This window comes from Glutamicibacter sp. FR1, from assembly GCF_047300825.1.
In the GTDB taxonomy this organism is placed as follows: Bacteria; Actinomycetota; Actinomycetes; order Actinomycetales; family Micrococcaceae; genus Glutamicibacter; species Glutamicibacter nicotianae.
This window is the reverse complement of sequence record NZ_CP178602.1, coordinates 1,960,655-1,984,386: the sequence shown is the minus strand read 5'-3', so window position 1 is coordinate 1,984,386 and position 23,732 is coordinate 1,960,655. Positions and strand designations below refer to the sequence as shown.

Below are 23,732 nucleotides of genomic sequence, written 5' to 3'. Positions count from 1 at the left end.
AGTCATGAGCGAAGCGACCGAACAGAGCACGGGAGCCGCTACGACTCCTCTGGAAGACGTTGAGGAAGCGCTCAAGGACGTCATTGACCCGGAATTGGGTGTCAACATTGTCGACCTGGGTTTGCTGTATGGCCTGAAGTACGCTGACGACGGTGTGCTTTTGCTGGACCTCACGTTGACCACCGCCGCCTGCCCGCTCACCGATATCATCGAAGAGCAGGTTGCCAAGGCGTTGGAGAGCGTTGTAGACGATCACCGTCTGAACTGGGTCTGGATGCCGCCTTGGGGTCCAGAACGAATCACCGATGACGGTCGAGATCAGATGCGAGCCCTGGGCTTCAACATCTAATCACGGCTGAAAAGAACAGAACCGCGTATCACCGAAAGGTTACGCGGTTTTGTTCCTTAATGCTGAGCCTCTCCTGTATGTGCCCTGAGCATCCTGCTGAATGGGTCGAAAAATCAGAAAAACGTGCGTAAAGTTGCGTTTAATTAAATATGTGATGTCTCAAGACACCGGTGACACTTCTGTCCGAGGACATCGGTAACACTCGGTGTCTCAGGACATCGGTAACAGATCAGACCGGGTCAGGCATGTTTTGGAACTTCTCCGTGGCATGCTTCAAACTCAAATACTTCAGGCCCTGCGGGAACGGGTAATCGAATTTCGCGACCAGTTCACCCTCCATGCTCAGCACCATCAAGTCTGTCGGGTCCCAAACCACATTTACCACTGTGGAGCGCAGTAGCTTGCCCAGATAAATTTCAACCCCGGCAACCCGCAGGCAGCGGTTCTTATTGGCTCGCAGCACGTGACTTCCGCTCTCGCCCATGAGTTCAGAACGCAGCGTGGCGCTGAGCTTAGCCGGCTCTGGAGGGGTTCGTGCAGCAGCCAGCTGCCGGGCCACGCGCTCACTTCCGGCTTGGACGCCAAGAGCTACTTGAGCCTGGCTCGGTCCTGGTTTCGTGCTCAGTTCCTTCCATTGCCCAAGCTCCAGCGGCTCAGCTGCGGGCGTTGCATCCCACGCTTCTTGTGGAGTCATCCGATCTTCCAGGGACTGGTGCCCGCGTTGGGTGTTATAGGCATGGTCGAAGACATCCAGCTGCGCCTGCAACTGTGCTAGATCGGTGGCGAACGGCTGCTTTTTCAGCCATTTGAACAAGGTTGAATGAAGCCGTTCGTTCTTGCCCTGGGTGGTGGGCTTGTGGGGTTTGCCAGTGATCGTCGCGATGCCCAGACTGTTGGCGTAAGCGACCAGCTCGCTCAGCACGGCACGGCGGATGGGGTTCAGCGCATCACCATTATCGGTGAGCAGTCTTTGCGGCACGCCGCACGATTCGATGCCTTTGCGGAAGACCTTCACTGCATCTTGGCCGTTCTCGGTCTTGGCGGCCAATGGAGCGACCGCCGGCCGGGAATGGTCATCGATCAGCTGGAAGATCACGCATTTGCGTCCTCCTTCCAGCACGTATTCGGTGGCGTCCAGATGCCAGCAGGAATTGGGCATCGGATAGCGGAAGGACCGGTAGGAGGAGCGCGGACGCTTCTGCGGGCTGGGGTAACCAGGCCTCGTTCGGAGAAGATCCGGGCCAGTGCCGAGATCGATACCGTGGGCATACCCGGCTTCTTCATGTGATCGTGCACGCTGATCGGTCTGTGATCCCGGCCCGAGGTTTGCAATGCCTTGCGCATTGCGACCGCTTGGTCCTTGACGGCTTCGTTTGTTGCGGTAGGCGCTTTTTTCGGCCGTCGGGAGCGGGGTTCCAGGGCTGCTGCTTGGCCTTCGGTTTGGGCTCGTTTGCGGATTTGGTAGAAAGTCTTGCGGCTAATTTCGTGTTCCGTGCAGAAGGCGGTGACCGCGCCTCTGGGAGCGTCTTGTGGCCATCGGGCGATGGCTAAGCGTATTGTCGAGTTGACTGGATCATTTTTCACACTTTCCAGTTCATCAGCCCGCGTGCTGGCCGAGAGGCCGGTAGGCGGGCTGTGTCCTTCGGGGCGTTAAATCCCGGGGAGAAGTGTCACCACTTTAAATGTTGAAGTGTTACCGATGTCCTGAAGCAGAACTGTTACCGATGTCCTGAGAGAAAACAGCGTTTAATTAAATAAGGAGTACCTTTGGGGAAATTAGGTGTTCGGTATGACTGGAACAGCAACAGATGCAAGTACCTACGCAGGACGACCGCTAGGAGAAATTGAAGAGGCGCTCAAGGACGTGATTGACCCCGAGCTGGGTGTCGATATCGTTGATTTGGGCCTGCTCTACGGGCTGCGTTTTGGCGACGACTCTGTTCTGGAAATTGACCTGACATTGACAACTCCTGCGTGCCCGCTGACCGATATTCTTGAAGCGCAGATCGATGAAACACTGAAAGATCTCGTCGATAATCATAATCTGACTTGGGTTTGGACGCCGCCGTGGGGTCCGGAGCGCATTACCGATGATGGTCGGGATCAGATGAGAGCGCTAGGGTTCAATATCTAACTCAACAGTCATTCGAATCCAGATGGAGGGTTGACTCGAATGCAAGGGCGCTTCCGGTTCCACCGGCAGCAGCCATGAGGGCGATGGCCCGCTGGCCACCCATTTGGGCCTGCTGCGACTGCCAAAACAAGCGTGTCGTCAGAATTGCGCCGCTGGCACCATATGGATGGCCCAAGGCCAAGGCTCCGCCATTGAGATTCACGTTTTGCTCTGGAATTCCCAATTCATCGAGGCACGCGAGCGCCTGAACTGCAAAGGCTTCATTGAATTCAACGAGGTGAGTATTGGATGCGGTGGCAGACGGCAAGAGACTGATCAGCTTTCGGTAAGCCGGCACTGCCGCCATTCCGAGAATCTCGGGATCGCAAGCACCGTGCGCTGAGGCCAGATATCGCAGTGCAAAGTTTGCTTTCAGTGCCCGGCGCATTTGTCCGCTGACCAAGATCACCGCGGCCGCCCCGTCATTGATCGGGCAGGAGTTTCCCGCCGTGACCGTGCCACCGGGTACGAAGGCGGGCTTGAGCGCTGCGAGCTTTCGGAGTGTCAGCCCAGACCTGGGGCAGGTGTCAGACTCGATTCGTCCGCTACTCGTGCCGATGGAAACGAGCTCATCCGCGAAGAGTCCGGCAGATTGAGCGCGCAGGGCACGTCGATGGCTGCGCAAAGCGAACTCGTCTTGACGTTCCTGGGTAATCGCCTTGGACTGGGCGATGGCTTCCGCGGCAACGCCCATGTCGGGATCTGGATCGGGAGCCGGGGTGAATCGCGCACGCGAGTATAGCCTTGGCGGATCGACAACGGATGATTGCTTTTCGACGCGCCACGGAGCGGTGCTCACGGACTCCACTCCGCCTGCCACAACAATATGGGCTTCACCGCAGCGGATCATTCGGGCACCGGCTGCAATGGCGTCCAATCCACTAGCGCATTGGGCATCTATGCTAGTCGCGCCGACAGTGTTCGGCAGTACCGATGCCAACGCAGACACGCGGGCAATATTTCCTCCCGGACCAGCCGCGTTTCCTGCAAACACATGGTCGACTTGAGCAGGAGAAATTCCGGTTCGTCCCAATAGCGTATTGATCACCTGCGCAAGCAGATGATCAGCACCAACCCGGGAGAATTCTTTGCCTGCCCTGACGATCGGGGTACGTGCCGCGTCAATGATGTATGCCTTGTTCATCTGAGCCAGTCGCTCCGTTCGATGTCCAAGTCCTGGTCATTCAACGCCGCGGTATTCAATTTGCCGCTGAAGGTTTCCGGCCACGATCTCAGGTATGTAATCCGGTGAGGGATCTTGTATCGCGACAAATGTTGCCCGAGGCCGGAGACAAGCGTGGACCGACTGCGTGGTGGCGAAACGGTGTACGCCACCATTTGGGGTTCAGGACCCGATTCATCTAGTCGTACGATGGCGTTGGGCAGTCCGACGGATTTCAGTGCTGCGCTGACTTCACCGGGGTGGATATTGTTGCCGTTGAGATTCATCATCTCGTCGTTGCGGCGAGCGAGCACGACGCGGGCTGAACCCGACGCCAGCATCGCACGATCTCCGATGCCGATCGACTTGCCGCATCGGGAAATGGACGCTTCCGAGCTGGCATCGTAGCCTTTGGCATTGAAAGGGCTATCGATATAGAGCAGGCCGAAACCGGTAGCAGAATCTTTGCCATGGATGTGTGCCCGAACTCCTGGAAACAACTGGCCTTCGAAATATGGTGATGCGGGCTGGTCGGGTTTGCGTTCGCGATAGGCGATGAGGCTGTGTTCGCTGCTTCCGAAGTATTCAACGCAACGTGCCAGAGGGGCGATCTTGTGAAGCAATTGTACTGTTTCCTGGTGCAGCGCCTCGTCGCCACTGACAACCACTTGCAGGTTGGACAGCGTGGTCGGTTTGGCCAGCTCAAGCAGCCTCGTGAGAATTGTCGGGACACTGACAATGCGGGTGCAACTGGACTTAGAGAGCAAGGACCTCACGCCGTTCAGATCCCATTTTCCGGTAGCCAAGAATGTGCCGCCAGAATGAACGGATTCGACCATCGCGTACAGTCCCAGGCCATGGGATATTGGACCCGGGCAGAGCGTGGCCTGATCGAGCGAAGCGCCCAGGATTCGGGAACCTGCACTCAAGGATTCTTCCCAGGAGCCAACCGTCCGGACTACAGGTTTGGGCCTCGATGAGCTTCCCGAAGTGCATATGACGAGCAAGTCGCGGGAACTGGATAAGTTTTCCGCGGACGCGACGTAGTCGCCGTCCGCCGGCGACTCTGGAATTGCCGTGAGGCTCGATATACCGGGCAATGTCGTCGAATTGGGAGATGTAATCACGTAGTTGCAGTGAAGGCTCGCTGCCATCGTGATTGCCAAGTTCTCGGGCCACGCGGGGTCAATCACAACCAACGTTTTGCCACTGGCTGCGATCGCGTAGAAGGCGATGGCCATTTCTATCGGGTCGCTGGTACTCACCCCGATGCGAGTGCTCGGCAATGAATCCAGTTGCCGGGCGATGGCGCAGCTTCTCCTCTTCAGTTGCCCGTAGGTCAACTGTCTTCCAGGAGTCAGCACGGCAAGGTGATCCGGTTGTTGGTCGGCCCACCTCGCCAGCGACTGCCACAGTTCCACGGAACTAGCCCATCAACCCGCGGTAGCTGCGATGCACGGTCAATGCCACCAATGTCGTCACGACAGCCTTGAAGACGTCCCCTGGCAGGAAGCCGAGCGAGCCCAGCAGCGAAGTTCCCAGACCAAGCCCGGTAGTAGCCGCGGTCCACGGAACTCCGAACAAGTAGATGACAACGACGCCCCCGAGGAGTACCGATATCAGTCCGGTCACGAATCGGACACCGTTATTTTCATTGCGCAGGACCCAGTATTTGAAGAGTGCTCCGATAACGAGGGCGCCGAAAATCCATCCAACGAGGTAACCTCCGGTCGGCCCGAAGAGGACGCCGAGCCCTCCGCGCCCACCAGATAACAGGGGCAATCCTGCCAATGACAGGACAACTACCACAAGTGCGGCCAATGCTCCGCGCCACGGCCCAAGCAACGCACCGGCCAGCATGACACCGAGAGTTTGCAGGGTAATCGGCACAGGGATGATTCCCAGGGTTATGGGCGGGAGGAGCCCCATAGCAGCGATCATTGCGGCAAAGACCGCTACATAGACAGTGTTGCGCGTCTGCGATGGTGAGTCAGTTTTCGTTGGCATAACAATTCCTTGTCAGTGCGAGTGGGGGTGAAGGAAACATGGGACTAGCGTTGATTTGGAGCTGAATCGTAGCCGCGGGCGTCGAGCGCCTCAGCTGTTTCGTCTGCGATTTTTAGTGACCTGATCACTAGCGGAACGCTCACGGCCAACGGGTTGTTGCCCAGGCCACGAGCATGCTGTGCCTCGCGAACTTCCAGATATACCTTTTTCAATTCCGGAATGAAGCGAATAGTCATGGATAAACCCAAGGCGATTTGCGCAGGATTCGCCCCGATGAAACGTAGGGGAGATGCAACCTGCTGGAACAGTTCCAGCATGGCGTCGAAGCTTGTGGTCAGGCTGACAGAATACGCAAACAAGCACATGGTCAGGAGCCGCAGAACCGAAACTATGGCATTGCCCCAATCGGTTTGCAATCCCAGGAGAACAAACACCACGCTGAGGATCATGGCCAACGACATCAGTGGCATGCGCAGTTGCTTGAACCCAACCTTGGCCGACAACAGCAGGACAATGCTCAGTATGAATGACAGCAACAAGAGTTGCCACGAGTCAATCAAATAAAGGCTGATGCTCAGTACCAATAGGGCTCCGAATTTCCATCCGGGTTTTATGCGAGCTAGGTACGAAGAATTTTTGGAAGCGATCATGCGTGGCTCCATTGGCGGTAATTCGCGATCGCTTCATCAGGTCGACCATCGAATGCGATTCGGCCATCGGTGACAACGAGGACTCTGTCGAAATCCTCGAGGATATCCAAATCGTGCGTCACCACTATCGCGCGTTGCTCCAATTTCGCGATCTCACGTTGGAAGGCAAGGCGGTTGCGCAGATCCAGCATCGTGGTGGGTTCATCGAACACAATGGTTCGAGGCTGCATGGCCAAAACGGAAGCGAGCGCAACCATTTGCTGCTCACCGCCCGAAAGCGTGTGGCTTTCACGGTCCGCAAGATGAGAGATGTTCAGCTCTGACAGAGTCTCGTGTACACGCTTCTGCCTTTCGGCTTTTGGTAGCTGCAGATTCTTCAGGCCGAATGCGATGTCCTCTGAAACCAGAGGCATGATGATTTGATTTGCCGGATTCTGAAAGACGAAACCCACATCGCGACGTATTTGCTTTGCATGCTTTTGCGTATCCCGTTCGCCAACATACACGGCTCCTTGCGTAGGCAGTACAAGTCCATTGATGAGCCGCGACAGCGTACTCTTTCCAGCGCCGTTTGCCCCGATAATTCCGATGCGTTGCTCGTTGAGCGTAAGGCTGACATCTTTGAGCACGTCGCGCTCTTCAAAGCTGACCGTGACGTTTTCGAATCGTATTGGCGGTAGTTCCACGAATGCTCCAGCGCGAGGATCATAGCTTGAACATCTGATTCGTTGAATGGGCAGTAGTTCACGCTTGCGTTATCGATGACCGGAGTGCCATCGATAACGAGCATACTTGATCACCGTTCAATTGTCTTGATCAGTGTTCAATATATTTTCTATGCGACGAAGAATTGCTCGTAGATCAGGCCTGCGGAAAGGAGGATCATGATGATTCCGGAACACAGTGTTACCACGCGGGCCGCCATCGGCCGTGAGCGGAGCAGTGCGCTCGCGGCCAATGCGACGAGGAAGTAGACGGGGATTGAAACCGAGAAATGCGTCAGTCCAAGCAGGCCAGTTTGCAAGGACAGCGGAATCGGCTGGGACGAATCCAAGTACTGGGGTATGAGGGCCACATACAGCAATAGGGCCTTGGGATTGGTGCCACTGGTGAGCAGGCCTTTAATGAATTGGCTGCGAGGTGACCGTTGTTCAACTTTATCGAGCAGGGCCACAGACCCCTTGGACGGTTGAGGCACGGATTGAGAAGAATTTCCGTTCAGCGCTTCAGGTTCTGGGAGTGAAGCCGCATCAGGAGTAAAGAATTTCGCGGTCTTGCAGGAACGGAGAGTCGCGACTCCCAGCCACAGCAAATAGAGCGATCCGGCCGCGGTCAGCCACAAGAGAATGGATGGGGAACTCGCTACCAAGGCAGCAATTCCACACACCAAGAGGGCTGTATGAACCAAGTAACCTGCGAGTAATCCCCATACGGCTGGGCGAAAGCCCGCTTTACCAAGTGCCGAGGAAATGATGTATGCCCAGTCTGCGCCGGGCGTGCAGGCCAAGGTAACTGATACCAGGAGGAATCCGGCGAACTGTGCGAGGTCCAATGCTTCTCCAAAAATCCATAATTCAGTGATGTGGCAACCTTAGGCAAAAATTTGTGAAATGTGCTTGCTGAATTTCCGGGGATATCCGTCCGGAAAGCAAGAAAAATAGTACCTGAATGAGTTTTGCGCAAATTATTTGTGCAGTAATCTGAATTCATGGATGATTTAGATCGAGCGATTTTGGCCGAACTGCAGAACGACGGGCGCATGAGCGCGACTGCCGTAGCGGCGAAAGTCGGACTATCTGTGGCTCCCTGCCATCGACGGATCAGAGAACTTGAACGCAAGGGGGTGATCAGCGGATACCAGGCGGTAATTGACCCCGAGCTCATAGGTCTGGGGTTCGAAGCTCTGGTTTTCGTCACCTTGAAAGACCGAGCGCAGCTGAAGCACTTTGAATCAGCCGTAGAGCGTGAGGAGCTAATAGTTGATGCTCAACGCCTTTTCGGCGAACCAGATTTCTTGCTACGTGTCTTCGCCACTGACCTGTCGCATTACCAGCGGGTATACGACGAGGTGCTTGTGGAGTTGCCTGGGGTGGAAAAGCTGACAAGCACCATCGTCATGCGGAATATCAAGGAGCGAGCCATGCTGCCGGTTTAGGAGTTCTTGTCCGCCGGCTTGCCAATGCGAGTTACCGCAGGCGTCAACAGCAGAGAAGTAATGAGCACAATCGCGCAAATCCATAGTGCCTGAGGCAGCTTCAGCGTATCGACGACGAAGCCGATAAAAGGCGGCCCACCGAGCATCGCGCCATACCCAAAAGCGCTCACGATGCTCACGGCCTTGGGGCCAAGCCGTTCGCCGCGCGATGCGGCAATGCTCATACCAAGGGGGAATCCGAGTGAACTGCCCAAGCCCCACATCATTGAGCCGAGGCCAACGAGGTACGGATTTGCTCCGGTGATGAATAGGGCAACACCGAGCAGGCCGATAAGTCCCATGATCAGGAGAGTGTTCTTCGTACCGAACTGGTCCACTAGTCGACCGCCGACAAAGCGTCCCAGAGTCATTGCGGCGACGAACAGGGTGAACATGAGCGCACCGATTCGATGTTCGAAGCCGTGTCCGTCGACTGAAGTTACGGCGATCCAATCATTGGCCGCACCTTCTGTGAAGCTCAGTCCGGCAACCATTACACCCAGTAATAGCAATAACCAGTTCTTCTTGGTGGCCTGCGCCGGACCTTGGCGGGCATCTTTGTTGCTGGGAACGAAGTTCTCGTTTTCCCAGCAGGTGACGCCCTTATGGGCAATGTAGGCGAGAATGGCAATGAGTCCTGATACTAGGGAAAAGTGCCAGATGCTAGGAATATGCATCGAGATGGTTGCAGTTGCCAGACCGGCACCGAGTAGTGTTCCCAAGCTGAAGAAGCCGTGAAGCGAAGGCATGATGCTACGCCCCACTCGTCGCTCTACTTGGGCTCCGCTGACATTCATCATGATATCCAGGCAGCCAAATGTGAGCCCGTATAAGAAGAGGGCAATGTAGGCAAGCGAGGCGTTGGCCGTTATGGAGATAGCTATGCCGAGTATGACTAGGCATGCTGCGAGTCCAATGGGTAGGCAGCACAATAATCGTCGCGTAGGTACAAATTTACTGATAGTTGGAATCAGAGAGATGCCGAGCAGCGTGCCGACGGTGCTGCAGATCAAGAACGACCCAAGGCTTAGGCCAGAGAAGTCGAAAACGGTATCGATGATCGATAGGCGGCCCGCCCAAGTCGCAAAAGATAATCCTGCAAGAAGGAATATTAGGTTGATGCTGGTACGTTCCGTGATTCGCTGTCGCGCGAGGTGGGCGACCAGTTGGACCATCAGAGACTATCCCTTTCGATTTCTACAATTCCTAGAGTTTATCTCAAAATAGAGGGATAAGTTACTGTCCAGTCCGGATTCCGTTTGATTATGCGCCGTTGCACCGCTGGTAGTCATGAGATTCACAGAATCGAGGGCCAGCACAGGGCAAAGGAATTGGTTCTCGGGAAGCAATCTGCGCCAGTCAGGTGCATGGGGACGGAGCGTATAGCCATGGTGACTTTGCTCACCAGCAAGTAGGCTCTAGGTAAATAATCGTTCACTACATACCATCCGAGGTGGCAATAATCCGATGGGGTCAGGATTTGGCAGTGTACTGATAATCGGTGCGGGGCTAGCTGGATTGGTGGTTGCAGCCGAAGCACTTGATGCCGGTCTAAAAGTTCGGAACCTAGATCAGGAAAACTCGGCGAATCTTGGCGGCCAGGCCTACCGGTCTTTCGGTGGATTGTTTTTGGTTGACACCCCGGAACAACGTCGTTTAGGTGTCCGCGATTCATTTGATCTTGCGTGGTCGGATTGGCAACATAGCGCTCAATTCGACCGCCTGGGAAATGAGGATGTGTGGGCGCACCGATGGGCGAAAGCTTACCTCGAGTTCGCGGCCACTGAAAAGTGATCTTGGATCAAGCGAAAAGGTATTGATCTGACACCAGTAGTGGGCTGGGCTGAGCGCGGCGACGGTCGTGCCGAGGGCCATGGGAATTCGGTACCGCGATTTCACATCGCGTGGTGAACCGGGACTGGCGTATCAGAACCATTCGCCGACAGGATCCGCGAAGGACTGCGCATGGGGCAAGTTCAATTGCTCAATCGCCATCGAGTCACCGAGCTGGTGACTACTGGCCGCTCGGTCACCGGTGTTCGTGGCGAGGTCCTGTCGCCAGATGACGCTCAGCGGGGACAGGGTTCCACCAGAACCGTCCTGGGCCAATTCGAATTTTCGGCTGAGGCAGTGGTCGTTGCGACTGGTGGAATTGGTGGGAACCACGACCTGGTGCGAAAATTCTGGCCCACTAGGCTTGGCGATGCACCAGAACACATGATCACCGGGGTTCCGGAATACGTTGATGGAAGCGGCATCGAGCTAGCGCAGGCATCTGGTGCACGTTGGGCCAATAGGGATCGAATGTGGCATTACACCGAGGGAATTCAGAATTGGAACTCGATTTGGCCGTCACACGGAATACGAATCCTGCCTGGTCCCAGTTCCATGTGGTTCGACGCAGAGGGAAACCGGCTCAAAGCGCCATGTCTTCCGGGGCATGACACCCTGGGCACGCTGAAGTATCTTCGAACGGATCCAATTGCGCGAAAGTACGACTACTCATGGTTCGTGCTGAACCAGCGAATAGTTGAGAAAGAATTCGCTCTGTCCGGCTCGGAACAGAATCCGGACCTGACTAATCGGGACAAGGCCGGGGTTGTGAAAGACCGGATCTTCGGCAAAGGGGCGCCGGCGCCGGTTCGAGACTTCTTGGACAAAGGCGCTGACTTCGTTTCGGCTACTACCGTGGAAGAACTTGCTACGAAGATGAATTCCATAGCGCCACAAGCATTTGTTGAGCCGGAGCGTCTCCGCCAGCATTTGCTTGCTCGGGATTCACAAATTGAGAACCCATTCAGCAAGGATCAGCAAATTCAGTCGATCCGCAATGCGCGCAAGTACATTGGCGACCGTCTCACCCGGGCGGTAGCTCCTCACAGGATTCTTGATCCTGTTGCCGGGCCGTTAATTGCAGTGAAGTTGCATATTCTGACGCGAAAATCCCTAGGGGGATTGCAGACGGACCTTTCCGGAAGGGTTCTCAAGGAAGATGGAAGCATTTTTGGCGGACTCTATGCAGCCGGTGAAGCCTCTGGGTTCGGTGGGGGTGGGATGCATGGATATAACGCGCTCGAGGGCACTTTTTTGGGAGGGTGTTTGTTCAGTGGACGTCAAGTAGGTCGAGCACTGGTAGGAGCGCTGCAATAAGGAATGGAAACTATGGTCAAAAACCTGTTTCCGAGTAAACAAAAAGAAACCGCAGTTCACTTGTTTGACCAAGTGAACGGCGGTTTCTTGACCGTGCCCCCGGCGCGACTCGAACGCGCGACCTAGAGATTAGAAGGCTCTTGCTCTATCCAGCTGAGCTACGGAGGCATAACCGAAAATAGTTTAGCTCATTGTTCCCCAAAAATACGACTTAAGGCCGTTAGGCTGGTGAGATGTACGCGCATCATCATCTGATCTGGGGTAGTTAAGTTGCCGAAATTGAGAATCGGTGGCATTTTGAGCATCGTTTGCTTCTGTGTACTCAGCATGGCGCTGGCCTGGGCGGTTGCACTTCCACTTTGGCGAGGAGATGGCATTAACGATGCCAGGTTGCCGGGCATCGCCACGGCCATGATGTTTACCCCGACAGTAGCTGCTCTAATGATCGCAATTGCAGAGCGACGGGTGAAGAGCTTCCCCGCGGATGTCGGGCTGTGGCCTATCAAGCGACCTGGAAAGTTCCTAATTGCTCTGGTGCTGTCTTACATGATTCCGCTAGCTCTCATTCTCCAGGCGCCGCTCGTCGGAACGTGGCTAGGCGTATTCCCCGGGGATCTGGAGAGCTTTACAGTTCTGCACTTCGTTTCCGGCGAGGCCGGACCAGCCAAGTACCTCCTAGGGCAAGCCGGGGTGATAGTTATCGCCAGTCTCTTCAACACGCTGTTCGCCTTAGGCGAGGAGATCGGGTGGCGTGGTTGGCTTTGGGTTCGGTTGCAATCGTACGGACAGCTCCCTGCCATCTTGATATCCGGCGCTATCTGGGGCGCTTGGCATGCGCCACTGGTTCTGTTGGGGTACAACTATCCGATGGCGACGGGGCCATGGGGTGTCCTGGCCATGTGCGGCATGTGCATCGTATTTGGTGCATTCCTTGGTTGGTTGCGAACTTACAGCGATTCCGTGTGGCCAACGGCCTTAGCACACGGCGCATTCAATGCGAGCGCCGGACTCGTCTCGCTATTCATGGTGCTGGGAGTACCACTGGATGCAACAAAGGGATCTATTTTAGGGTGGTCCGGCTGGATACTCCCAGGTCTGGTCATAGCAGTAATGATTCCGTTCGGGGCTTTCAAGCAGCAAAGAACAAAGAACTTATCCCCACTCCGCTGATTCCAATACCATCGTCACTCTTAGTGGGCCACCATCAGATTCAATGGCAGAAAAAGTTTCTGGCATTCGGGTCAAGAAGGAGACAGGTTCATGAGTGACCTTGTGACAATCCGAGGCATTGTTGGAACGGAGCCTCAACTCAGCATTACGCCGAAGGGCGTTTCAATCCTGAAATTCCGCGTAGCTACACATGAGCGTAAACGCGACCTTGAAACCGGGCAGTGGGCTGATGGGCCGACCAATTGGTATGCCGTCTCGGCCTTCCGCGGACTGGGGGAGAACTCCATGGAATCGTTAGCGCAAGGCGACCACGTTATGATCTTTGGAAAACTCCAGATCCGGGACTTTGAACGCGCCGATGGAACTCGCGGAATCAGCGCAGACATCGAAGCGTATTCAATTGGTCACGATCTTCGTTTCGGGACCAGTTCATTCAGCCGAGTGCGGGCAGACACCGGCGAAATCGATCGAGTTCAGCATCCATCACGCTCGGCGGACACCGAAGGAAGCTGGCAAAACGATGATGGGGAAGCGGCCTGAACGAGCACGCTTTGGTGGTGTTCGATGGTTTCGTGTGAATCCGGGCACCACCAACTCAAAATAGTGGTGTGTGGATTCGGAAATGACCACGGTAACCGACTAGCCTTAAAGGTATGGCGGAATTCATTTACACGATGACCAAGGCCCGCAAGGCCGTTGGTGACAAAGTCATCCTTGACAATGTCAGCATGTCGTTCTTCCCCGGTGCCAAAATTGGTGTCGTGGGCCCAAACGGCGCTGGTAAGTCAACGATCCTGAAGATCATGGCGGGACTCGATACCCCGTCGAACGGTGAAGCACGTCTTTCACCCGGCTACTCGGTAGGCATCCTCCTGCAGGAACCACCACTAAATGAAGAAAAGACCGTTCTGGGCAACGTCCAGGAAGGCGTCGGAGAAATCTACGAAAAGATCACCCGATTCAACGAGATCTCTGAAGAGATGGCTCAGGAAGGCGCCGATTTCGACGCGCTCCTGGAAGAGATGGGGAAGCTGCAGGAAGCGATCGACGCAGCCGACGCATGGGACATCGACAACCAGCTAGAGCAGGCAATGGACGCCCTACGCTGCCCACCGGGCGACGAGAAAGTCACCCATCTCTCCGGTGGTGAACGTCGACGCGTAGCATTGTGCAAGCTTCTGCTGCAGAAGCCGGATCTGCTGCTGCTCGATGAGCCCACTAACCACTTGGATGCCGAGTCCGTCCTGTGGCTGGAACAGCACCTGGCATCGTACCCAGGTGCCGTATTGGCCGTAACCCACGACCGCTACTTCCTGGACCATGTCGCCGAATGGATCTGTGAAGTTGATCGTGGTCGCCTGCACCCATACGAGGGCAACTACTCCACTTACCTGGAGAAGAAGCGCGAACGCATGGAAGTACAGGGCAAGAAGGACCAGAAGCTTGCTAAGCGCCTGGCAGAAGAACTTGAATGGGTTCGTTCGAATGCCAAGGGCCGGCAGACCAAGTCCAAGGCCCGTTTGGCACGATACGAAGAAATGGCAGCGGAGGCCGAGCGCACCCGCAAGCTGGACTTCGAGGAAATTCAGATCCCACCAGGCCCGCGTCTTGGCCAGGTAGTCATCGAGGCCGAGAACTTGAAGAAGGGCTTCGGCGATCGTGTGCTGATCGATGGCCTGTCGTTCTCTCTTCCACGTAACGGCATCGTTGGTGTCATCGGTCCTAACGGTGTTGGCAAGTCGACTCTGTTCAAGACCATTGTTGGACTTGAAGAGCTTGACGGCGGAACGCTCAAGATCGGCGACACCGTCAAGATCTCCTACGTCGACCAGAACCGCGAGAATATTGACCCTGAGAAGTCGTTGTGGGAAGTAGTCTCGGACGGTCTTGACTACATTAACGTCGGACAGGTTGAAATGCCGTCGCGTGCCTACGTTTCGGCCTTCGGCTTTAAGGGTCCAGACCAGCAGAAGAAGGCAGGTGTGCTCTCCGGCGGTGAGCGCAACCGCCTCAACCTGGCCTTGACACTCAAGCAGGGCGGCAATCTGTTGCTGCTCGATGAGCCTACTAACGACTTGGATGTCGAAACTCTTTCGTCGTTGGAAAACGCATTGCTCGAGTTCCCGGGCTGCGCTGTCGTGGTCTCGCACGATCGTTGGTTCCTGGACCGAGTCGCGACCCACATCCTGGCCTACGAGGGCACTGAGGAAGATCCGGCGAACTGGTACTGGTTCGAAGGCAACTTTGACTCCTACGAGAGCAACAAGGTTGAACGACTGGGCGCCGATGCAGCCAAGCCACACCGCGTCACCCATCGCCGGCTGACCCGTGATTAATAGCAGGGCATAAAATTAGCCGCCACGAATGTGGCGGCTAATTTTATGCCCTGTGTGGCCCGCATCTGTTAATTCGATGCGGATGCAGCACGCAATTCGGAGAGCTTCAGATACTCTCGATCCTGGTAGACCAAGTGTTGCTGCAGCCGTTGACCGTGGAGGACTTCGTGGACTTCAGCCGCGATCAGTCGGGAACCTCCAATGCTGATCGAAGAGTGAATGCTGGCCCGAAAGGCAACCGGTGCTTCAATAAAGTGCGGTTCACCGGTCGGGAGGATCCGGAAGTTTTGGTCACGCGTGAATCGCGGGGCACCGGGCTGGGCAAAGTTGCCAGCCAACTCTTGCTGGTCTTCTCCAAGTAGGTGGATGACGAAGCTTTGTGCAGCAAGTACGGCGCCGGCGGCTCCTGATTCTTTGGCCAGCGAAAACGAAACGGCAACTGGATCGATTGACAGCGACGCCAGAGAAGAGATCGTTAAGCCGTAATATGCCTGGTCGATGGTTGCTGTTATTAGTGCTACTCCAGCCGGGTGGTGACGGAAGGCTGTGCGGAAGTCATTTGATAATTCGCTCACTAAGTAGCTCCTTTGCCTGAAGTTAGAGTGCCAACCCCAGTAACTGATGCAAAAGCCCGAGCCTTTGCCAACAACTTTGAATACCTCTACCCTAAGACCTCAAGTAAACTTGAGGTCAAGAAAGGGGCAGGTGATGCTTCACACAGCGGAACATGGCGATTGTGCAAATGAATATCCCGGTCAAGAGCTGCTCAGTATCGGTCAAGTCAGTGACCGCACTGGCGTGGCAAGGTCCGCTCTGCACTACTACGAAGAAATTGGCCTGATCGCGGCTACACGAACGGCTGGAAATCAGCGACGCTTTCCCCGCCACCTGTTGCGGCGGATCTCTTTGATCACTGTGGGCAGCAAATTAGGTATTCCGCTCAGCGACATCAAACGTGCCTTGGCGCCAGTGCCTATGGGGAAAATCCCTACAGAAAACGATTGGTTGCGGGCAACTGAAGAGTGGAAGAAAGTTCTCGAAGCGCGGCGACGTGCAATTGAGGAGCTAGAAGATCGGCTTATGGGGTGCATCGGATGCGGCTGCCTATCGATGCAGGCCTGCAACCTGCTGAATCCGGAAGACAAATTAGCGTATGAGGGCGCGGGAGCGCGGCGATTGGATACTCCTGGAGCTGTTGCGAACGAACCGGAATAGCAGCAGGCCATTCTTAGAAGCTGGCTCGAAAGTTCCATGAATGCGGAGTTGACTTCGATGCGGCCCGTTCCGAATTCCCGCAAAGAACCCAGGTCTGGCTAGAATGCCACCATGAGGATTGCTCAAATATTCCGTTTCCCTATTAAGGGATTGCCGGGCGAAAAAATTGACTCGGCAGCCGTAAGTAAAGGAAGCGGTCTGGAAGGCGACCGTCGTGTTGCCTTTGGCAATGGCACCGTCATGCATCGCGATGACCAGTGGGAGAGCTGCCTTAGCTTCACGATCCTAAAGAACAACAAGAGCTTGCAAAAGTGGCGGGTCCATTCGCAGCCTCCACTGATCTCCATGACAGCCCCTGCTTCGACCGGTGCGGCGCCTCTCAGCTTTAACGTTAACAACCAAGCTGACATGGATGTCGCTCGTGCGTACCTTTCGAAATACTTGCCACCACAGGGACCTAATCCGCGAAAATTTGTGTCTGCCCCGCAAGGAATGTTCGATTCCCGCCTGTCTGGCATTTCGATCATTAACCCGAATACGGTTGCGGAACTATCGAGAGTATCAGGTGTGCACATGGATCCGCGCCGGTACCGCGGGAACCTGTTGATTGAGGGGTTGCCAGCCTACGCCGAGTACGAGCTGATCGGAAAAGTGCTGCGCATTGGTGATGTCCGTATTGCTATCACCAAGTCGATCGCTCGTTGCTCAGCGACATCTGTAAATCCGGTGTCGACCGAAGTGGATACGAATGGACCACGTTTGCTGGCGACTTACTTCGGCCATATCCACTGTGGCATTTACGGAACTGTCTTGGAATCGGGCGTCTTGGAGGCCGGCGCTGAGATTCAAATAGAAGACGATTCATCTGGAGCTGAGGAACTCGTGCCATCCAAGGTTTCGCCACGGTTCATGACCGTATCGCGGAAACAGGATTTGGGTGCTGGAGTGTTCGAACTCCTTCTAGAAGATCCCTTCGGATGGATTGGCGAGCACTATCAAGCGGGGATGCACTTGAGGGTTCACCTGCCGGATCCTCTGTGGAGAAATTACACCATTACATCCGTGGCTGGCCCGAGGATCGGTATCGATGTGCGTGTCCAGGGCGAAGCCTCAACCAAGATTGCACAGTTGAATAAGGGAGAGCAGGTTCTCGTTTCGGGGCCCTACGGGGTCTTGACCTCGACCAAGGTCTTGGGTACCTGCACCGCGATTATCAGCGCAGGTATTGGCATTACCCCTGCTTTGGGGTTGCTCGGCGATGCGGCCACGGCCAATGACAGCCGTAAGTTGCGGATCATTCATGTTGAACGCGGAAGAGCAAGTGCTCTGTACTCCCGTTTGGAGCAGATGGCTTCTGAACTGAAATCGTCAATCTGCCTGAACCGAATCGACACAACTGAGGGCAGGCCCGGGCCTGCTGAGATATCGCCGCATCTACAGGGTTGTGACAGCGTAGTGGTGTGCGGACCGGAAAAATTCACCAGTATGGTTTTTGAGGCATGCGAACGAGCGGGAATTCCTGCTTCACAGATTCACCGTGAAATCTTCGCCTCGCCCACTACTGACCTGGACAGGCTATTCGAGGATTATCCATCCGCGGAGGTCACTTGTCGTGACAGCCGAAAGTCCTTCACTTGGAGTGCCAAAGACGGCGTATTGCTCGAAGCGCTCGAAGAGCAAGGCGTTGATCCTGCAAGCCTTTGCCGTTCGGGCTCGTGCGGCGAATGCGCTGTGAAGCTTCTGAAGGGCAGAGTCTCGTACCCGTTAGAGCCTAGCGCCCGCGTGGAACAAGACCAGATCCTCACCTGCATGGCTGTGCCAGCGGGCGACATTGAATTAGGAGCATGAACTGCACGGGCGCTGCGCTTCAGATAAGTAACTAGTGTCCGTCCGAGAACTCGGGCAGGCGAATCATGCCTTCTTGGGCGACGGTAGCGACCAGCTCGCCGGCTTTGTTGTAGAACTTTCCAGTTCCAAGCCCACGGGCTGAAGACGCCGATGGTGAATGAAGTACGTAGAGTAGCCATTCATCAACACGGAAATCTCGATGCCACCACATCGCGTGGTCGAGGCTGGCGATGCTCAACCCACGATGAACCCACGGCACACCATGGGCTCTCAGAGCGGGTTCAAGCAACATGTAGTCGCTGGCGTACGCCAACGCTGCGCGGTGAAGCGACAAGTCATCTGGCATTGACGACGTAGTGCGGAGCCAGACCGCGCTATCGGCGATCTTGCTCGAATTGCCAGGTAGATAAATCGGTTCGGAAACATGACGTACGTCGAAGGGCCGTTCGAATGCCCATTCCTTGGCTACCGGGTGGTCAAAGTGGCCCACGAGATCCGCTGTCGTCGGAAGCGACTCCGGCTCTGGGACATCGATGGGCATCGGATCATGATGCTCCAAGCCGATGGCAGGCTCTTGGAACGAGGTGATCATCGACAAGATCGGTTCGCCGTTTTGGTAAGCGTGCACTCTGCGAGCGGAGAATGAGCGGCCATCGCGCAAGCGCTGTACGCCGAAGGTAATGGTCTGGTTCGGGTCTCCCGGGCGCAAGAAGTATCCGTGCAGGGAATGGATGGCACGGGTCGGCTCGATGGTGCGCGTGGCAGCGATTATGGACTGGGCTAGAACCTGTCCTCCGAAAACGCGGGGTCGATTCTGAGCAGGGGTATGACCGATGAAGATATCCTCATCTGTGCGCGCCTGGTCTTCTCCATCCAGGTTCAATAGATCCAGCAGGATCTGGGTGGTGCCTAAGTCTTCGGTCACTGTGCGGGCTCCTCGTCATGCGCTAATGGAACTGAACCAGGGTCAATGTTACTTGAAAGTAACAATTTCTCATGGAAATTCGGTCTCATAGGAAAACTATACGTATCCTCGGTCGATATCACGCCATGAGCAAACTCGCCGCACATCGCTGTGGCTACGTGAGATTATGAATGTATGGCGAGTGATGCAGTGAATTTCGACGACAGCAATTCAGTAAGCGACTTAGCGAACTTTATTAGCCGCGCGAAAACGATTGAGGATGGCGCGGCCCAATTCGTCGCCCGAAAGACGGCTTTAGCAGTCTATGTACCGATTCTTGTCCCTGCTGATCTAGGGCAGGGTGGTTACACCATTCTCGGGATGCGCGTGCATCGCCTGGCCCAGCCTGCGGAAGTCAATGCCAGTTACTCTCTGGCTTCCATTCAAGATCGCCTTGCCCGCATGGGGGAGACGTCCGTTGAATTCTCCCTCCCGCCGGTTGAAGAGAATCCAAAATGGGCCGGGATCTCAGTTCCCGTTTCCGGTTGGGAAGACGCTGGGGCCGTAGCGAACGACACATTGTCGTCCTCAGCTCAAAGCGGCATCGACGCCGTGGCCCAGGCGTTGCCCGAAAACCCTGGATTGCCGGTGCTAGTGCAGGTGCGCCAGCGAATCTGGTCGACACAGGTGCCGGACGTGGGAATGGAACTGCCGATGGGCGCTGCATTTGCCATGCATGCGCTGGGATTCTTGATTCCTGGCGGACAGTGCCGAGTACTTCGCAACGGCAGCTGGACTCGACTGAGCAACGAACGAGGGCACGTCCTGGTGCGCAAGGCTTCACTGCTCGGCTAAGCCGAATTAGAGAAATGGACTAGAATTCGCCTATTGGCGGTTCTAGTCCATACTTTCTAGAGCAGGCTCTGGTGTCCGTCCGGAGTGTTCAGCAGCGAGTGGGCTGCGCGCTCAAAATAATCGCGCAAAGTATCTGCTTGCAGCATCGGCAGCTCGAGTTGGTCGATAGCCTTGTTCATGTGGCCCAGCCACACGTCACGATAGTGGCTGTTCACCGGGTAGTTGGCATGACGCATGCGCAGTCTCGGGTGACCACGATGCTCGGAGAATGTCGTTGGACCGCCCCAGTATTGTTCCAGAAACAGCTGGAGTCGAACCTGTGCAGCATGAAGTTCCTTTTCCGGATACATCCGCCGGAAGTCTGCATCTTCGGCAACTGAACTATAGAAATTCTTCGTTAACTGTGCGAATACCTCACGGCCACCGACTTCTGCATAAAAGGTTCCCGGGAAGTCGGCAACATCAATCGGTGCCTCTGCAGCATCCAAGAACTCTTGGCTGGAGCGGCCTAGAACCAACGGATTGCTGAAGGGATCCTTCTTGCGGTCGGAGGCTGTGGGCTGGTTTTCAGTCATTCGTAATTTTCCTCAGAAGGCGCTAGGGGGCAACCGGCTCGTGGAGAACCGGGAAGTTGACAGACCGGGCGATGAAGCAAACCTTGTTTGCTTGGGCGTGGAGCGAATCGGCAAGCTCGCGCTGGGATTCATCGGCAAGATGGACTGTGGGCCGCAGCATGACCTGGGTGAACTCACCGCTGTTATCCCGGTTAAGGCGCAACGTTCCGTAGGCATCATCCGTGTAAGCGGTGACATTCACGCCATGGGTGACTGCTACATGGAGGTACGAGAGCATGTGGCATTGGCTCAGTGCAGCTAGCAAAAGCTGTTCTGGATTCCAGCGATCGCGATCCCCGTGGAAGGTTGGATCCGCGGTGCCTGGCAATTCTGGCAACCCCGAAACACGCAATACATGGTCCCGGCCGTAGCTTCGATAGCTTTCGGTTCCGGTTCCACGATTGCCGGTCCATTCAAGGCCCACCTGGTATTCATGTTGCGAGAGGTCCATGAACCCATTCTCCCACTTTTAACCACAAGGTGGTGGCTACTTCCGCATTGAGCGGAAGAAGCCACCCCTTGAACGACCCTAGATTCCTAGAACCTACGCATCGGTTTTGCGTGCGGCTAGCGCGCGGACAACGTCGGCACGCGACTCCACCAGCAAACGGCGCATCGCGGCGTGCTTGGAGCCCAAGGACTCAAGGAATTCATCTGTCTGCTTCAAGGTTTCCTCGGAAACGTTGGAGCTAGGGTAGAAGCCCAGCACGATCTGCTTGGCCATCTCGTGGGAGTAGGATTCCCAGGCGTTGACGAGCAACCCGAAGTACTTCTCCGAGTATCCGGCGATCAGCGTGTTGTCGTGCACGTTGTTGAAACCGGTAATAACTGCGCTTTGCTGATCATTGGACAGGGTGGCTGCGGTTGCAGCCGCGAATGCCTCTGCTTTCGATTCAGCAGTCGGTCGGGAAGCCCGCGCTGTGTACCACGACGCCTTGCCCTTGGCAGTATCGTCGTTGGCCAGAACGGCGTCGAGATCGGCATCGCTCATGTAGCCGCCAGCACTCAGCGCCATGGCCAAGGACCAACGCAAATCGGTGTCCACTACGAGGCCTGCCAAGCTTGCCGAGCCGTCGAACAGGCGATTGACCTGGTCCAGCTGCGCGGTGGTGCGCGAGCGGTGGGCAAAGGCCTTTACGAACTGCAGCTGTGCGTCCGAACCGGCTTCAGCCTCGGAAGCCAGTTGCCACAGACGGTCTGCAGCCTGAACCGAAAGCTCTTCGCTGTGCGAGGGTGCGACGTAGAGGTCCAGTGAGGTGTTCAGCTGGCGCAGCAACACCATGATTACGGTGGAATCTACTTCGTGGCCAATGTTGTTTAGCAGTAACTGGACGTATGTGCTCGCAGGTGCTTCGGCATCTCGCACAGAATCCCAGGCTGCAGACCAGACCAAGGTCCGAGGCAGCGACTCTTCGAAGTCCTTCAGATGCTCTGTGGCAGTGGCCAAGGAAACTTCATCCAAGCGAATCTTGGCATACGTCAGGTCATCGTCGTTGAGCAGGACCAAATCTGGACGTTGCCGGCCAATAAGCGCTGGAACTTCGGTGAGTTCGCCATCGATATCAAGTTCCTCGCGGTGCACTCGCTGCAGCACGCCAGCCTCGCCCAGCGAGTAGAAGCCTACGGCTAGACGATGCTGGCGCAGGGTCGGATACTCCGCCACTGCGGACTGGCGGATGGCGAAAGAAGAGATGGCGCCGTCTTCATCGATAGCCATCTCCGCCTTGAGCGTGTTCACTCCAGCAGTTTCCAGCCATTGAGCGCCCCATCCGCTCAGATCTCGGCCGCTGGCTGCTTCCAATTCCTTGAGCAGGTCTGGCAGCTCGGTGTTTGACCAGGCATGCTTGGAGAAGTACTCGCGCACGCCTGACATGAATTCTTCCTGACCCACGAAAGCTACCAGCTGTCGCAGAACGCTAGCGCCCTTGGCGTAGGTGATGCCGTCGAAGTTGACCTCGACGTCTTCCAGATCATTGATCGGGGCGACGATTGGATGGGTGGATGGCAGCTGGTCCTGGCGGTAGGCCCAGTTCTTCTCCAAGGTGTTGAAGGTGGTCCAGGCACTGGTGAACTCGGTGTTCTGCGCTGCGGCCAGCGTGGACATGAACTCGGCGAATGATTCGTTCAGCCACAGATCGTTCCACCACTTCATGGTGACCAGGTCCCCGAACCACATGTGCGCCAGTTCGTGCAGGATGGTGATTGCGCGGCGTTCCACCATGGCGCCGGTGGGCCGGGACCGGAAGACGTATTCTTCGAGGAAAGTCACCGCTCCCGCGTTCTCCATGGCTCCGGCGTTGAACTCCGGCACGAAAAGCTGGTCGTACTTCTCAAACGGGTACGGAGTGCCGAAGTTCTTCTCATAGAACTCGAAGCCCTGTCGGGTGATGGTCACGATGTTCTCTACGTCCAGGTATTGCATCATTGATGCGCGGGCGAAGACGCCGAGCTCAACGGTGCGTCCGCTGGAGGAAACCAAGGAATCGCGAGCCACTTGGTAGGGGCCAGCAATCAGGGCGGTGATGTAGCAGGAGATGCGCTGGGTCGGCGCAAAGTCCCAGGTAGCGGAATCGCCGTTTTCGATTGGCTCGGGAGTAGGTGCGTTGGAGACTACGTTCCAGTATTTTGGTGCGGTTACCGAGAACTGGAAAGTGGCTTTCAAATCGGGTTGTTCGAAGACAGCAAACATGCGCCGGCAGTCCGCAACCTCGAACTGGGTATACAGGTATACTTCCTGGTCCACTGGGTCAACGAATCGATGCAGGCCCTCGCCGGTGTTCATGTACAGCGCGTCTGCGTCAATCACCAGCAGGTTTTCTGCAGCGAGGTTCGGCAAGTGAATGCGGATGCCATCGGAATGCTCGGCAGGGTCCAGCTCTACTCCGTTGAGATTGATCGAGCGTACCGAATCGGTGACTGCATCAATGAAGGTCGACGCGCCGGCAGTGGCGGTGAAGCGAACAATAGTTTTCGAAGAAAAGACGCGCTCACCCTGAGTGAGATCCAGGCTTACCTCGTAGCTGTCAACGTTGAGCAGATTCGCGCGTTCGCTGGCCTCCGCGCGAGTGAGGTTCATTCCTGGCATGGGTTCTCCAATTCTTGGTG

At 55.8% G+C, this 23,732-nt stretch carries 21 protein-coding genes, 1 tRNA gene and 2 pseudogenes; 10 read left to right on the top strand and 14 right to left on the bottom strand.

The annotated features are described in order from the left end of the window. Positions 1 to 4 precede the first annotated feature (4 nt). On the top strand, positions 5 to 349 hold the full coding sequence (locus tag ACLQ8T_RS09590; protein WP_204722327.1) for a metal-sulfur cluster assembly factor: 345 nt from the start codon (positions 5 to 7) through the stop codon (positions 347 to 349). Positions 350 to 578: 229 nt separating this feature from the next. On the opposite strand, the pseudogene ACLQ8T_RS09585 reads toward ACLQ8T_RS09590, so the two are convergent. Continuing rightward, positions 579 to 1,933 (bottom strand): annotated as a pseudogene (locus tag ACLQ8T_RS09585) (integrase core domain-containing protein). A gap of 205 nt (positions 1,934 to 2,138) precedes the next feature. On the opposite strand from ACLQ8T_RS09585, the gene ACLQ8T_RS09580 reads away from it, so the two are divergent. After that, entirely contained in the window at positions 2,139 to 2,483 is a 345-nt protein-coding gene (locus tag ACLQ8T_RS09580) for a metal-sulfur cluster assembly factor (RefSeq protein WP_413454519.1), read from the top strand. Position 2,484: 1 nt separating this feature from the next. Here ACLQ8T_RS09580 and ACLQ8T_RS09575 read toward each other — a convergent pair whose 3' ends face one another. The 6 genes from ACLQ8T_RS09575 to ACLQ8T_RS09550 all read right to left on the bottom strand — a co-directional run bounded on the left by ACLQ8T_RS09575 (position 2,485) and on the right by ACLQ8T_RS09550 (position 7,893). Next, positions 2,485 to 3,666 carry a thiolase family protein gene (locus tag ACLQ8T_RS09575; RefSeq protein ID WP_413454518.1) on the bottom strand — a complete coding sequence of 394 codons (1,182 nt, stop codon included), beginning with the start codon at positions 3,664 to 3,666 and terminating at the stop codon, positions 2,485 to 2,487. Next, entirely contained in the window at positions 3,663 to 5,105 is a 1,443-nt protein-coding gene (locus ACLQ8T_RS09570; RefSeq protein ID WP_413454517.1) for a class I adenylate-forming enzyme family protein, read from the bottom strand. Before ACLQ8T_RS09570 ends, ACLQ8T_RS09575 begins: the two co-directional genes overlap by 4 nt. 4 nt (positions 5,106 to 5,109) lie before the next feature. Beyond that, positions 5,110 to 5,691, bottom strand: coding sequence for a biotin transporter BioY (locus ACLQ8T_RS09565; RefSeq protein WP_413454516.1), 582 nt, complete (start codon positions 5,689 to 5,691; stop codon positions 5,110 to 5,112). A 44-nt stretch (positions 5,692 to 5,735) separates the two neighbouring features. Further along, the gene (locus tag ACLQ8T_RS09560) at positions 5,736 to 6,341 is read right to left on the bottom strand and encodes an energy-coupling factor transporter transmembrane component T family protein (RefSeq protein WP_204722322.1); all 606 of its coding nucleotides are present in this window, start codon (positions 6,339 to 6,341) and stop codon (positions 5,736 to 5,738) included. Beyond that, on the bottom strand, positions 6,338 to 7,027 hold the full coding sequence (locus tag ACLQ8T_RS09555; protein WP_413454515.1) for an energy-coupling factor ABC transporter ATP-binding protein: 690 nt from the start codon (positions 7,025 to 7,027) through the stop codon (positions 6,338 to 6,340). Before ACLQ8T_RS09555 ends, ACLQ8T_RS09560 begins: the two co-directional genes overlap by 4 nt. 149 nt (positions 7,028 to 7,176) lie before the next feature. Beyond that, positions 7,177 to 7,893 carry a LysE family translocator gene (locus ACLQ8T_RS09550; protein ID WP_413454514.1) on the bottom strand — a complete coding sequence of 239 codons (717 nt, stop codon included), beginning with the start codon at positions 7,891 to 7,893 and terminating at the stop codon, positions 7,177 to 7,179. Positions 7,894 to 8,049: 156 nt separating this feature from the next. On the opposite strand from ACLQ8T_RS09550, the gene ACLQ8T_RS09545 reads away from it, so the two are divergent. Further along, positions 8,050 to 8,496 (top strand): Lrp/AsnC family transcriptional regulator, encoded by a 447-nt coding sequence (locus ACLQ8T_RS09545; RefSeq protein ID WP_204722319.1) that lies wholly within the window; start codon positions 8,050 to 8,052, stop codon positions 8,494 to 8,496. Here ACLQ8T_RS09545 and ACLQ8T_RS09540 read toward each other — a convergent pair. Continuing rightward, positions 8,493 to 9,710: an MFS transporter gene (locus ACLQ8T_RS09540; protein ID WP_413454513.1), complete on the bottom strand. Its 1,218-nt coding sequence runs from the start codon at positions 9,708 to 9,710 to the stop codon at positions 8,493 to 8,495. The two genes, ACLQ8T_RS09545 and ACLQ8T_RS09540, sit on opposite strands and share 4 nt — an antisense overlap. 292 nt (positions 9,711 to 10,002) lie before the next feature. Here ACLQ8T_RS09540 and ACLQ8T_RS09535 point away from each other — a divergent pair. Beyond that, a pseudogene (locus tag ACLQ8T_RS09535) lies at positions 10,003 to 11,685 on the top strand (FAD-binding dehydrogenase). Positions 11,686 to 11,779: 94 nt separating this feature from the next. Here ACLQ8T_RS09535 and ACLQ8T_RS09530 read toward each other — a convergent pair. After that, positions 11,780 to 11,853, bottom strand: a tRNA-Arg gene (locus ACLQ8T_RS09530). A gap of 102 nt (positions 11,854 to 11,955) precedes the next feature. Between ACLQ8T_RS09530 and ACLQ8T_RS09525 the strand changes: the two genes are divergently transcribed. The 3 genes from ACLQ8T_RS09525 (at position 11,956) to ettA (ending at position 15,191) form a co-directional block, all read left to right on the top strand. Further along, on the top strand, positions 11,956 to 12,855 hold the full coding sequence (locus ACLQ8T_RS09525) for a CPBP family intramembrane glutamic endopeptidase (RefSeq protein ID WP_413454512.1): 900 nt from the start codon (positions 11,956 to 11,958) through the stop codon (positions 12,853 to 12,855). A gap of 90 nt (positions 12,856 to 12,945) precedes the next feature. Further along, positions 12,946 to 13,395 (top strand): single-stranded DNA-binding protein, encoded by a 450-nt coding sequence (locus ACLQ8T_RS09520; RefSeq protein WP_413454511.1) that lies wholly within the window; start codon positions 12,946 to 12,948, stop codon positions 13,393 to 13,395. A gap of 113 nt (positions 13,396 to 13,508) precedes the next feature. Continuing rightward, positions 13,509 to 15,191, top strand: coding sequence for an energy-dependent translational throttle protein EttA (gene ettA / locus ACLQ8T_RS09515; RefSeq protein WP_038990800.1), 1,683 nt, complete (start codon positions 13,509 to 13,511; stop codon positions 15,189 to 15,191). A 68-nt stretch (positions 15,192 to 15,259) separates the two neighbouring features. Here the strand turns inward: ettA and ACLQ8T_RS09510 are convergent, their stop codons facing one another. Continuing rightward, positions 15,260 to 15,766, bottom strand: coding sequence for a flavin reductase family protein (locus ACLQ8T_RS09510; RefSeq protein WP_413454510.1), 507 nt, complete (start codon positions 15,764 to 15,766; stop codon positions 15,260 to 15,262). A 133-nt stretch (positions 15,767 to 15,899) separates the two neighbouring features. Between ACLQ8T_RS09510 and soxR the strand changes: the two genes are divergently transcribed. Continuing rightward, positions 15,900 to 16,406 carry a redox-sensitive transcriptional activator SoxR gene (gene soxR / locus ACLQ8T_RS09505; protein WP_413454509.1) on the top strand — a complete coding sequence of 169 codons (507 nt, stop codon included), beginning with the start codon at positions 15,900 to 15,902 and terminating at the stop codon, positions 16,404 to 16,406. A gap of 111 nt (positions 16,407 to 16,517) precedes the next feature. Next, on the top strand, positions 16,518 to 18,254 hold the full coding sequence (locus ACLQ8T_RS09500) for an MOSC domain-containing protein (protein ID WP_413454508.1): 1,737 nt from the start codon (positions 16,518 to 16,520) through the stop codon (positions 18,252 to 18,254). Positions 18,255 to 18,285: 31 nt separating this feature from the next. Here the strand turns inward: ACLQ8T_RS09500 and ACLQ8T_RS09495 are convergent, their stop codons facing one another. Further along, positions 18,286 to 19,179 (bottom strand): acyl-CoA thioesterase, encoded by an 894-nt coding sequence (locus ACLQ8T_RS09495; RefSeq protein ID WP_413454507.1) that lies wholly within the window; start codon positions 19,177 to 19,179, stop codon positions 18,286 to 18,288. Between the two features lie 189 nt (positions 19,180 to 19,368). On the opposite strand from ACLQ8T_RS09495, the gene ACLQ8T_RS09490 reads away from it, so the two are divergent. After that, a complete protein-coding gene (locus ACLQ8T_RS09490; protein ID WP_204722311.1) occupies positions 19,369 to 20,013 on the top strand; it encodes a hypothetical protein in 645 nt (214 codons plus the stop codon). Positions 20,014 to 20,069: 56 nt separating this feature from the next. Here the strand turns inward: ACLQ8T_RS09490 and ACLQ8T_RS09485 are convergent, their stop codons facing one another. From ACLQ8T_RS09485 to pepN, 3 genes are all read right to left on the bottom strand, one after another. After that, positions 20,070 to 20,588 (bottom strand): globin, encoded by a 519-nt coding sequence (locus ACLQ8T_RS09485; protein WP_052253678.1) that lies wholly within the window; start codon positions 20,586 to 20,588, stop codon positions 20,070 to 20,072. 22 nt (positions 20,589 to 20,610) lie between these two features. After that, on the bottom strand, positions 20,611 to 21,078 hold the full coding sequence (locus tag ACLQ8T_RS09480) for an OsmC family protein (protein ID WP_204722310.1): 468 nt from the start codon (positions 21,076 to 21,078) through the stop codon (positions 20,611 to 20,613). A gap of 93 nt (positions 21,079 to 21,171) precedes the next feature. Further along, entirely contained in the window at positions 21,172 to 23,712 is a 2,541-nt protein-coding gene (gene pepN, locus ACLQ8T_RS09475) for an aminopeptidase N (RefSeq protein WP_413454506.1), read from the bottom strand. Between the last annotated feature and the right edge of the window lie 20 nt (positions 23,713 to 23,732).